The sequence below is a fragment of the Bacillus pumilus genome (assembly GCF_009937765.1).
Lineage (GTDB): Bacteria > Bacillota > Bacilli > Bacillales > Bacillaceae > Bacillus > Bacillus pumilus_O.
Window position 1 is genome coordinate 885,962 of sequence record NZ_CP047089.1, and the last position, 12,320, is coordinate 898,281.

Below are 12,320 nucleotides of genomic sequence, written 5' to 3' on the forward strand. Positions count from 1 at the left end.
TCCCAAAACAGTATTTTATCCTGTTCCTGTTTCCTTTCATTTACTGGTATAGACAACTATACTTAAAAAGGGTAAACTAAATCAAAGACAATGACTAAAGGGGGCACAATCATGAGCAGCTCTTTATTGCTCTCCAATATTCATATTGTGACAAAGACTGAAATGATTGCAAACGGTTTTGTCGGTTTACGCGACGGCAAGATTGACTATATTTCAACAACACCACCGACAGGAAATTATGAAAAAGTATATATTTCCCGGGAAAACTTTTATTTACTTCCCGGAATGATTGATATTCACATCCATGGTGGATATGGAGCAGATATGATGGATGCGACATCAGAAGCCATGAATACAATCGCTGATCACTTACCGTCAGAAGGAACGACAAGTTTTTTAGCCACAACCATCACTCAAAACCATCAAGAGATAGAGCAAGCACTTAAAAATGTCGCCCAGTGGAAACCATACAATGAAGAACAAGCAGGCGTTCAGGCACAATGTTTAGGTATCCATCTTGAAGGTCCTTTTATTTCGAAAGATAAAGCAGGGGCACAGCCTGTTCAATGGATAAAGCAGCCCAATCTCCCTCTTTTTAAAAAATGGCTGGATGCTTCTGAACACCTTATTCGAATTGTCACGTTTGCACCTGAAGAAGACCCTGACTTTGCTTTTCTTTCATTGTTGCAAGAAAAAAACATTATTCCTTCTATTGGACATACGAATGCCCATCATGACATGATTGAATTAGCAGCAAAGCATGGTGCTCGCCATGTCACGCATCTTTATAATGCACTGAGTTCGTTTCAGCATCGTGAACCAAACGCTGTAGGAGCTGCCCTTACGAACGAGAATCTTCATATTGAGCTGATTACGGATGGGATACACTCTCATCCACTTGCCATCAAGCTTGCGTATTTGGCAAAAGGAAGTGATCGTTTAATGATGATTACCGACTCGATGCGCGCAAAAGGACTCGGGAATGGCACGTATGAGTTTGGGGGCCAAACAGTCACAGTCAGTGGCGAAAAAGCTTTACTGGCAGACGGTACACTAGCAGGATCGATTCTGCGCATGAAAGATGGCGTCAAACGGATGAAACAGATCACACATTGCGAGTGGACAGAGATAGCAAAGATGACCTCAACTAATGCAGCCATTCAGCTAGGACTGGATCAGCAGCTTGGTTCGATTGAAGTTGGAAAACAAGCAGACCTTGTCATTTGGGATGAGTCTGGCGAACTAATGATGACGATCTGCCATGGACAAATCGTCTTTGAGAATAAGGAGGCCAATCACTAATGAACATCATTGAATTTGAAGATAAAGAACAATTAGGCAAAGAAGCAGCAGCCCTGATCGCGCGTACAATCGCTTCTAAACCAGATGCCGTACTCGGCCTGGCAACGGGGGGTACACCTCTTGATACATATCAAGAGTTAATTCACCTTTATCAATCACAACAATTGTCATTCAAACAAACAAAAACAGTCAATTTAGACGAATATGCAGGACTCGATCCAGATCATGAAAATAGTTATATGACCTATATGAAACGTCATTTATTTGATCATATTGATCTTCCACAGGATCAGTATTTCCTTCCAAATGGCGCTTCACCTGATTTAGAAAAGGAATGCTTAAGATATGATCAGCTCATTCAAGATATAGGCGGCATCGACCTGCAGCTTCTTGGAATCGGTCAAAATGGACATATTGGTTTTAACGAGCCCGGTACCCCATTTAACTCAATGACTCATGTCGTGCAACTAGATGAAAATACGCGGCAGGCCAATGCACGATACTTTTCTTCTATTGATGAGGTCCCTACACATGCCATCACCATGGGCATTGCGAGCATTCTTTCAAGTAAAAAGATACTCCTACTTGCATCAGGAAAATCAAAAGCAAAAGTGATACAATACTTAGAACAGACGGAGATACATCCAGACTTCCCAGCATCTGCTCTGAAACTTCATGAAGATGTGACGATTTTGATTGATCGAGAAGCTGGTTCTCTACGCTAAAGTTAAACACGAGAGGATTTTCACATGTTTATTGATAAGCAGTCACCTATTCCGATGTACCATCAGATTATGGAGAACTTGAAAAAACAGATTAAGGATGGAACATTAGCACCTGATACACTCATTCCTTCTGAAAGAGAATATGCCGAACGCTTTGGTATAAGTCGAATGACTGTCAGACAAGCCTTATCGAACCTCGTGAACGAAGGATATTTGTATCGACAAAAAGGAAAAGGCACCTTTGTGAGCCAGAAAAAATTTGAACAGCCGCTTCAAGGCTTAACAAGCTTTACAGAGGATATGCGTCAGCGTGGTCTCACCGCTTCAAGCAAGCTGATTGATTTTAAAAAAACCGTTTGTCCAGAGCACTTGCTACCTGTCTTACAACTCTCAAATGGCGATGCTATATTTGAACTCAAACGGATACGTCTCGCGAATGATGAACCAATGGCAATTGAAACGAGCTATATCCCTGAAGCATTTGCAGGAGATTTAACAAGGGAACATTTAACTGGCTCTATATATGAATATATAGAGGCTCAAACAGGCCTTACAATTGCTCATGCAAAACAAGAGCTTGAAGCGAATGTTGCTTCAAAAGAAGAAGCACACGTGCTATCTATTTCAACAGGTGATCCCGTGCTCTCAATCGCAAGAACGACTTATTTTCAGAATGATGTTCCATTTGAATATGTCCTTTCCGTTTATAGAGGGGATCGTTACAAGCTCATTCATACAATGGAAAGATAAACAGTGCCCTTATAAAAGGAGCACTGTTTTTATTTCCTAAGAAATGTTGCTTCACGATCATCTTTTGTATGAATTTTCCATATTGGTGAAATTGCTTTTCCTTGAAAACGATCCTTTGCTACGGTGTACCAATAATAATCTTCGTTTGGCTTTAAACCTTTCCACTCAAAGCTTGCTTTTTTACCGCTTTTTATGCCGCGTGCCTCTCCTATCAAAACATTTGTGTACACATTGAGTTCAAAATAGTTGGTTTTGACAGATTTCATTTTTGGTGTCAAATCCACATCGATTGAAAATTCATCTTGATCTCCATACGTTTTAGGATCGTAGAAATGCTCTTGATTCATGTAAGGTGAGTATGTCGTAAAATGAAGCTGATTTTTTTCTTGATCAGCTGTTATCAATCGCATAAACCCTTGTCCACCTTCAGGTCCTGACTGATAATCAGCGAGTATTTGATATACTTTCCTATCTACTTTGCCATCCTTGTCATCATCAAGCTCATCTACTTTTCTGCTAGCTCCGTGATAGTGTCCGCTAAATACCGCCACTATATTGGGATGGCGTTTCACTACCTGATGGAAGATGAGGTCGCCAATTGGACTGCGGTTACCACTGACCAACAAATACTCATGAAAGTTTAAAATGACGATACGGTCTGGATGCTCAGAAATCACACGGTTCAACCAATCAATTTCATCTTGCTTAATCCCCCAGCCCATGTATACCATCATATAATCATTGCCACCAGCAGAAATGAGATCATAATGGCCGCGATTGTTTTGATAGGATTCACCATAGTACGGTTTATTTGCAAAGCGTTTCTCACCGAAATATTTGCCGTATTCCGCATAAAAACCGTCCTTGTGTCGAACATCATGATTTCCTGCTAAAACTCCATAAGGAATTTGATGCTCATCTAACACGCGCATAAACGTATCAGCACGATGCCATTGTTTATCTTTTGAATCATCCACAATGTCACCTGTGTGGAACACATATTGAATGTTTAACTTTTCTCTTTGGTCTCTGATCCACTCGACCATTTGTTTAAAGATATGAGGATAGCTCTTTGCATAATATTGTGTGTCAGACATCCAAACCATTTTATATGGCTTTTGCGCTTTACTGATTTCATCCTGTACAAGCAAATCAAACGTATGATTTTTCATATACTGCCTGACTGACAGCAGTCCTTTTAGGTAAAATTCCTTTTGATCCTTAGCAAAATGATGAGTGATTTTATCCCACTTTTCTTGTTGATGATTCCATGCATACATGGTCACCTTCCTACCTGACAATGAACTCCCTTTCCACATCGCCTCGACGACATCCTTTTCACGTACTGCTTGATCAACCTTGATTTGAAAACGATGATAGGGAAAACGATGTAAATCCTTTGTTTCAACTGACTTACCATCAGCAAAGGCAATGCGATTCCTTTCTTGAGTAGAAAAGATCATTTCTCCTTTTTCGTTAAAGTTCTTTGGGGGTTCTGTCTCCGCTGCATATTTCAAAATCTTCATTGATGGATGCAGCGATGTATATTGATAGGCACGGTAAAAGGAATAATCCAGTTTATCATTCGTTGGGTCCTTGGTAAGCACAGTTTGCTTAGACGATTTCATTTTCGTCTTATCTGCTACACGTTCTGGTGGCTCAGGGTGTTCATGTACGGTCTTAAATTCTTTTTTCAACGTTGACATGTTTCCTGCGGCATCTTTTGCTTTAATTGTCAGCGTGTGCTCCCCCGGGTTTAATTCGCTAGAAGACGTCTGGTATGGCAGCGAAATTGGTTTGCCATCTACATATGCCTTCATCTCCTCTATGTCACTCCAACGATCTGTGACCTTTGCTTTTAACGTAAATGCTCCTTTATACGGATCCTTTGTTTGGACGTTGGTCTTAATTTTTGGTCCTGTATTATCGACCATCACATGTACAGATACATGCTCGTCTGAGGTTTTTGCCTCAATCAGGTGTGGCCCTTCTTTCAACCTTCTTGTATCCCACTTCATATACGTTGAAACATAAGCTTTTTTTGGTATTTCAAATTGAAATGTTCTGACCTTTTTAGCGTTACTGTTGTCTCCCATTCTCCATTCTTTTTGCGGCATTGCATTGATTGGAGGAATTTGAGTTCCATTCGATAGAATCATTCGGACATTTTTTAGTTCAAAATCATCGTGATTCTCTCCAGGCAGCCGATCAACTGGAGAGGATTTTGTTCCTGCATGGAAAGAAATCGTTTGGAGACCTGCTTTTTTCATCTCTGCTTCTGGTATTGGCATTGTATAGGTACGATACACTTTAGTCGAATCATCAAAAATAGATAGTAAACGCTTACCTATAAACACACCATTTTTAAAATATAAATTTGTCCCTTTGACATCAAATGCAATATATGGATCTGCTTCAAGGGCAGAAAACACTTGCTGTTTCCGCTTTCCATCTATTAATAGTTCAATACTTTTTTTCTGATCAGACGTTGCCTTTAATGGAAATAATCCTGAAACCGTATCCCCTTCTTCTACATTGAATCGAAGGCCGTGTGATTTGCTAACTTGCTCCACATCAATCATTTTTTTCATCGTCATTGCTGTATTTTCACCGTCTGACGCTTCAAGCTGATATTCCAATTGTTCTTTTCCAATCAACTCAGGTGAGTAAAAAATATGATGAAATAATCGGTCGTTATGATCTTTTTGAAGCAGTATTTCCTTAAAATCATCTTTCCGATTTGTTCGATAGCGAAGCTTGACGGTTTTGACGACCTGATCATCCTGTACATCTGCTTTAATCTCTATGCTTTCAGTTGGTTTCACTGGTTTCCTCACTGTCATATCTTCAATCACAGGTTTGTGGATATCTTGAGACATTTCTTTTTTCTCAGATGGAATTTGTGCTTTTAGCACTTTTCCAGGCGTAGGCTCTTCTTCAATTTTCGAGATCAGTTTCATTTGCGACGTACCGTCCATTGGATATTTGAACAGCAAAGATTTATGCTCACTAAACCATGAAGGCTTCAAGCGAAATGCTGCTGAAGAAATCTCCTCCCCTATATTCGTTGTAATGGAAACAAGACGAGATTTAGAGTTGGACAGCCCTTTGCTTTCGATGACAGAGACATGCTCTCCCTCTTTTAATTGACTTTTGTACATGGCATTGAAGTCCGCTACAGTTAAATGCTCCTGCCCTTTTTTCCTCAGCCAGAAAACATACGGTTTTCCAGGTGAAAGAGTCACTGGTTTAGTGTGAAAGGAATACACATCATCCATTTCAGTTCCTTGTGCAGGGTTGCGGTAGCGAAGCTGATAATGTTTAAGAGAGATAGGCTCATGTGTGGTGTTATATACCTCAATAAATTCAAATGCATCTTTGCCTTTGCGATTTTTTGAATTGACAACAATTTCTGTGATGACTAAGTCGGGAATGCGCGAAAGATCCTCTTCAAATCCATTTAAGTGGACAGATTGTTCTGCCGTTTTGATCACGGACTTTTGCGTGAGAAACTCTGTATAGTAACGAACGGTTGGATTCCATAATTGATCTGGTGGAATTTTCGCTGTAAATTCTGGCTTCATACCTGGCAACCGTTCCATTGGGATCAAACGGTACCCTAGCTCATCACTTTGTTTATAATACAAGTTCGCGGACAAAATTTGTTCCTGATCCGTAATAGACGCACGAAACTGGAGATCACGGCTTTTTTCCCCTAAAACTGGTCGGACATCCACATGAAAGGGATCAAAGATAAAAGGAGAAAAAGGCTTGTCCGGTATATTGACTTGTGTTTGAATAAAAGGCCCTGCTGAAGCAGGCTGATTGAAACAAAAAAGAATGATAAAAAAACATAAAAGCATGATTTGTCTGCTCACGTTCACCATCGTGCACCGCCTCCCTTCGGATATTGTGTCTCCTGAAGGAAGTTTTTATGTCAGATGAAACGGAGAAACAATACAAAAAGGGTCAAAAAAACCGTTAGCTTTTTTTCGCTAACGGCTCCACAATTCCTTTTTGTATCAACAGATGGAAAATGGATAAGATGACAGCCATCCAAATGGCCGTTCCAAACCCATCAATGTTAAAACTATCGCCCATAAAGCTTGATGTCATCATGAGTGTGATGGCATTAATCACAAACAAGAACAATCCTAGTGTGAGGACGGTTACTGGAAGCGTTAAAATGATCAAAAACGGCTTCACTAAAATATTGAGCAAAGATAAAATAATACTTGCCACAATGGCTGCGCCAAACCCTTCAATATAAACGCTGCCAAGCCCTGGCAGAATGCCCGAATCAAAATATCCAGCAATAACGATTAAAAGTAATGCATTGACTAAAATACTGACGATCCATCTAAACATTTAGTTAGTGCCTTCTTCCGGAACAACAAAATACCAGATGAAGTAGACCAAGAAAATTGGCATAAATGCTGTCATAAATCCGACGATAACCGTTAAAATGCGAAGCAAAGATGCATCGACACTTAAGTATTCGGCAAGTCCACCAACAACACCCGCTATTTTTTTATCTGTTGCTGAACGATAAAGCTTCTTCATGTAGAATCACTCCTTGTCTGATTGGTGCTTTACTTGTATTGAACCTGTTTTTGTTTCTGCAAAAATGGATATACTGTTCACTGCCTGTTGATTGGCTTTGATCATTTTTTCTTTTTGTAATGTCTCATTTTTCTCTTTAATCATCTCTGCATCAAGCAAATCGTGAGAAATAGACCCAAGATTGCTTTTCAGCTCAGCGGTCACTGCACACGCACGCGGGATCTGGACGTCCACACTGCCTGTTGTCGTTTTCGCATAAATGGAACGGCACTTCTCATCCGACAGCTGAACAGCAATGTTTCCGTTAAAGCTTTGGGCATCAATTGACTCACTTTTCCCGCGCAGGTCAATCAGCCCATTAATGGTTTCTACTTCAATCATACCACACTCGTGATCCGCCAGTTTAATTTGTCCGTTTGCTGTTTCAATTCCAACCTTTTCCGCCTGTAATGAGGCAAAAGAGACGACACCATTGGTGGTTTTCGCAGCAAGTTCTTTTGTCTTTAGCTTTTCCCCGCGAATCGGACCATTAAACAGTTTCACCTTGATTTTATCGTATTGGATACGCGGTACATATAAAGTGACATTGACTTTCATCGTCTTCTTTTCGGTCCGGATAAAAAATTTATCCCCTTCAAGGCCGCAGTCCAATTGATTGAGAAATTGCTGTCTTGCCTGCTCTCCGTCTTCTGCACGGTAGATTTTTGCATGGCATTCTGCTCGAATATCGCTATCGTCCCAAGGCATCACATTGAGACTGCCGTTCGCCAATTGAATATCTAAATGAGAGAGTGAGGCGTCTTTGAACTGGAAAATGTGCTCAACGTCGACCGACTGTCCAAAATTTAAATCAAGATCTACGTCTTTCACCTTTTTCACCGCAGAGTCTAACCAACCAAACAGTTTTGCACCAAGATTTTCGGTACCATTTCCTTTGCTCTCAGTACCAGCTTTTTCTTCATGAAAGGTGTGATCAGCGGTTGACTTTTCTAATGAAACAGACGGACTTTCCTCTAGTTTTTCAAGTAGCGTAATCGCTTCTTTTGCCGATAATGTCCCGTCTTCTACTAATTTTAAAATGCGTTCTTTTTCATTCATACAAAGCCCTCCTACGATTTGATGGATTGAAGTACTTTAATACCTTGAATGATATTCCAAATGACAGAGATCAAAAAGCCAATAGCGACTAAAAAGGACAAGATGAGCATCGTGATCACTGGCATGAGTGAGTCACTTGCCTGTGTTGACAATAAAAATGGGATAGACCCAAAAACGAGCAACACGCACGCTGCGACTGGCAAAACATGTGACCACAATGCCCGCAAGGCGTGCCGTTTCGGTTCCTTTTGGTCGACTACAAAATATGCCACGATTGGTACAATAAATGGCATGAAAAATACACTAAAATAACAAATTGATGCAATGATCGACTGATCTCTATTCATATATATTCGCTCCTTCATGATGAAAATTCCTTTCTAACTCATACGTTTATTGCGTAGCAAAAGTTTCAAAATCATTCGATTTACATATGACCTTAGACACAAATTACATCTTTTTGCACCTAAGTGTAGATTCTTCACGGATTACCCTTTAAAATATGTGTAAAAGATGGTGATTATCATTATAGGGGGTAATTATTTTGACAGATCATCATAATACTAACCAGACGGCTCAAACGCTTTTAGACCTTATACAGAAACAAAAAAGCATGAACAGCGATATGATCAGGGAGCTTGAGACCATTCATCCGTCTCATCCTAAGTATGGTGATATCCGTTATTTAAAGGTACTGCTCGACAGCAGCAGCACGCATATTTTGAAGGATTTAACGCAACTCAGTCATTTAATGCCAAAGGAAGATGCGCAATAAAAGAAAAACCCCTCTTAAAAGAGGGGTTTCAGCGTGTAGACAAACCCTCGCATTCTTTGTCAGGACTGCGTTCCGGTGCTCACGAATGTTTAATTCGCTCCACTCCGTTACTCGTCCTTCCTAGACTTCAAAGGTTTTCTATCACGCTGAAAAGAAGACAAAGGGCTAAAATAAAGATCATTTTAGCCCTTTGTCAACAATCTGAACCCCCTCTTAAAAGAGGGGGTTTTTTATGATGAAGTCACACTTTCTGTTTCTTTGACCAACTGTTTCATTCGTTTACGGTCACGCTCTAAAATCGGCTTTAAGTATCGACCAGTGTAAGAAGCTTTTTCTTTTGCAATCTGCTCTGGAGTCCCAGAGGCAATGATCGTTCCGCCGCCTGCACCGCCCTCTGGTCCGAGATCAACGAGGTAATCAGCAGCCTTGATAATATCAAGGTTATGCTCAATCACTAGTACCGTATCTCCGTTTTCGACCAAACGCTGAAGCACTTTTAATAAACGGGCAATATCATCCACATGCAGACCTGTTGTCGGCTCGTCTAAAATATAAAGAGACCTTCCGTTTGAACGACGATGAAGCTCAGATGCCAATTTCACACGCTGCGCCTCTCCTCCAGACAATGTCGTCGCAGGCTGTCCAAGTGTAATGTACCCTAGTCCGACATCAAAAATCGTTTGAAGCTTCCGCTTAATTTTCGGGATGTTCTCGAAAAATTGGAGTGCGTCCTCCACAGTCATTTCAAGTACATCAGCAATGTTTTTCCCTTTATATGTGACCTCAAGTGTCTCCCGGTTATACCGTTTCCCGTGGCACACCTCACAAGGCACATACACATCTGGTAAAAAGTGCATTTCGATTTTAATGATGCCATCTCCGCGACATGCCTCGCAGCGTCCACCTTTGACGTTAAAGCTGAATCTGCCTTTTTTATACCCTCGTACCTTGGCTTCATTGGTTTGTGCAAACACATCTCGCACATCATCAAATACACCTGTATACGTGGCAGGGTTGGATCTTGGCGTACGACCGATTGGAGATTGATCAATATCAATCACCTTATCTAAATGATCCATTCCTTTGATTTCTTTGTGTTGTCCTGGCTTCGCCTTCGCTCTGTGAAGTTTTTGCGCAAGTGATTTTAATAGAATTTCATTCACAAGCGTACTTTTTCCTGAACCAGACACCCCAGTCACAGCTGTAAAGACGCCTAGAGGGAACTTCGCATTGACGTTTTTCAGGTTGTTTTCTTTTGCACCTTTGATTTCAATATAGCGGCCATCAGGCTTTCTTCTTTCAATCGGTAGTGGGATAAATTTCTCTCCAGATAAATATTGTCCTGTTAAAGATTTCTTGTCCTTCATGACTTCTTCCGGTGTCCCAGCTGAAATCACTTCTCCCCCATGAACTCCTGCTCCAGGTCCAATATCAATCAAATAATCAGCGGCTAGCATCGTATCTTCATCATGCTCGACGACAATGAGGGTATTCCCGATGTCGCGCATGTTTTTCAATGTCCCGATCAATCGGTCATTATCACGCTGATGCAGACCAATAGATGGTTCATCTAATATATAAAGAACACCTGTCAGCCTTGAACCGATTTGAGTAGCCAGACGAATCCGCTGCGCCTCTCCTCCAGATAGTGTGCCAGCGGAGCGGCTTAATGTGAGGTAATCTAATCCCACATTATTTAAGAAAGACAAGCGCTCTTTGATTTCGCGTAAAATGAGCTGAGCAATCTGCAAATCTTTCTCAGACAACTCGATTTGACCATATAAATCAAGGGCATCAGAGACAGACAAATCAGTGATTTCTCCAATATGTTTGCCATTGATCAGAACCGCAAGCGTCTCTTTTTTCAGACGATATCCTTTACATGTCGGACATGGCTGGTTCGCCATATATTTCTCCATTTGCTCACGAATATAATCCGAGCTGGTTTCTTTATAACGTCGTTCAATGTTACGTAGAACACCTTCAAATTCAATTTCATTTTCACGTACCTGACCAAAATCATTTTCATATTTGAAATAAATCCGTTCAGAGCCGCTTCCATATAAAATTTTATCGAATAAATGCGACGGGATATCTTTCACAGGAATGTCCATGTCGATACCATAATGTGTACATACTGCCTCAAGGAGCTGAGGATAGTATTGTGAGCTCTGCGGCTCCCATGGGGCAATGGCATGCTGGCGTAACGTCAAATCCTTATTAGGAACGACAAGCTCAGGGTCAACTTCTAGTTTAGAGCCAAGCCCATCACAGCTCGGACAGGCACCAAAAGGACTATTAAACGAAAACATTCTAGGCTCAAGCTCACCAATAGAGAATCCGCAGTGCGGACAGGCATGATGTTCACTGAATAACAACTCTTCTTGTCCAATCACGTCAATCATCACACGGCCTTCACCTAGTCGCAGCGCCGTTTCAAGAGAGTCAGACAGCCGAGCCGCGACGCCTTCCTTCACCACAATTCGGTCGATCACGACTTCAATGGAATGCTTCTTGTTCTTTTCAAGCTCGATCTCTTCTGATAGATCTTCCATCTCTCCATCGACTCTTACTCGAACATAGCCCTGCTTTCGAATTTGATCAAGTACTTTGACATGTGTCCCTTTGCGGCCAGATACGACTGGCGCAAGCACTTGCAATTTCGTTCTTTCTGGATATTCTAAAATGCGATCTGTCATCTGCTCAATCGTTTGGGACGTAATTTCAATCCCGTGTATCGGACAAATCGGTTTCCCAACTCGAGCATACAAGAGACGTAAATAATCATAGATTTCAGTAACTGTTCCGACCGTTGATCTAGGGTTCCGGCTCGTTGTCTTCTGATCAATACTAATCGCCGGAGAAAGACCTTCAATGGCATCTACATCCGGTTTATCCATTTGACCGAGAAATTGGCGCGCATACGCTGAAAGAGATTCAACGTACCTGCGCTGCCCCTCTGCATAAATGGTATCAAAAGCAAGAGACGATTTTCCTGAACCAGATAAACCCGTGATGACCACTAACTGGTCACGCGGGATATTCACATCAATATTTTTAAGGTTGTGGGCTCTAGCACCTTTCACCTCTATTCGTTCCATAGCCAT

Annotated in this window: 10 protein-coding genes; 4 read left to right on the forward strand and 6 right to left on the reverse strand. The window is 41.2% G+C overall.

The window, feature by feature from the left end; translation table 11 throughout:
* The first annotated feature begins 111 nt into the window (after nt 1–111).
* From nagA to GPS65_RS04445, 3 genes are read left to right on the forward strand one after another with little or no spacing between them, the layout of a single operon-like run.
* The gene (nagA, locus tag GPS65_RS04435) at nt 112–1,302 is read left to right on the forward strand and encodes an N-acetylglucosamine-6-phosphate deacetylase (RefSeq protein WP_144473956.1); all 1,191 of its coding nucleotides are present in this window, start codon (nt 112–114) and stop codon (nt 1,300–1,302) included.
* Nucleotides 1,302–2,027, forward strand: a complete 726-nt coding sequence (gene nagB / locus GPS65_RS04440) for a glucosamine-6-phosphate deaminase (RefSeq protein ID WP_012011381.1) — start codon at nt 1,302–1,304, stop codon at nt 2,025–2,027. The genes nagA and nagB overlap by 1 nt, the downstream gene beginning before the upstream one ends.
* A 24-nt stretch (nt 2,028–2,051) precedes the next feature.
* Nucleotides 2,052–2,777: a GntR family transcriptional regulator gene (locus tag GPS65_RS04445; protein ID WP_012011382.1), complete on the forward strand. Its 726-nt coding sequence runs from the start codon at nt 2,052–2,054 to the stop codon at nt 2,775–2,777.
* 29 nt (nt 2,778–2,806) lie between these two features.
* Here GPS65_RS04445 and GPS65_RS04450 read toward each other — a convergent pair whose 3' ends face one another.
* The 5 genes from GPS65_RS04450 to GPS65_RS04470 form a co-directional block, all read right to left on the reverse strand.
* Nucleotides 2,807–6,664 (reverse strand): lamin tail domain-containing metallophosphoesterase family protein, encoded by a 3,858-nt coding sequence (locus GPS65_RS04450; RefSeq protein WP_012011383.1) that lies wholly within the window; start codon nt 6,662–6,664, stop codon nt 2,807–2,809.
* Between the two features lie 94 nt (nt 6,665–6,758).
* The gene (locus GPS65_RS04455) at nt 6,759–7,145 is read right to left on the reverse strand and encodes a phage holin family protein (RefSeq protein ID WP_012011384.1); all 387 of its coding nucleotides are present in this window, start codon (nt 7,143–7,145) and stop codon (nt 6,759–6,761) included.
* A complete protein-coding gene (locus tag GPS65_RS04460) occupies nt 7,146–7,340 on the reverse strand; it encodes a PspC domain-containing protein (RefSeq protein WP_012011385.1) in 195 nt (64 codons plus the stop codon).
* A gap of 6 nt (nt 7,341–7,346) precedes the next feature.
* Nucleotides 7,347–8,438 carry a DUF4097 family beta strand repeat-containing protein gene (locus GPS65_RS04465; RefSeq protein WP_012011386.1) on the reverse strand — a complete coding sequence of 364 codons (1,092 nt, stop codon included), beginning with the start codon at nt 8,436–8,438 and terminating at the stop codon, nt 7,347–7,349.
* An 11-nt stretch (nt 8,439–8,449) separates the two neighbouring features.
* A complete protein-coding gene (locus tag GPS65_RS04470; protein WP_012011387.1) occupies nt 8,450–8,785 on the reverse strand; it encodes a hypothetical protein in 336 nt (111 codons plus the stop codon).
* A 197-nt stretch (nt 8,786–8,982) separates the two neighbouring features.
* Between GPS65_RS04470 and GPS65_RS04475 the strand changes: the two genes are divergently transcribed.
* Entirely contained in the window at nt 8,983–9,213 is a 231-nt protein-coding gene (locus GPS65_RS04475) for a hypothetical protein (protein ID WP_012011388.1), read from the forward strand.
* Between the two features lie 230 nt (nt 9,214–9,443).
* Here the strand turns inward: GPS65_RS04475 and uvrA are convergent, their stop codons facing one another.
* On the reverse strand, nt 9,444–12,320 hold the full coding sequence (gene uvrA / locus GPS65_RS04480; RefSeq protein ID WP_088001104.1) for an excinuclease ABC subunit UvrA: 2,877 nt from the start codon (nt 12,318–12,320) through the stop codon (nt 9,444–9,446).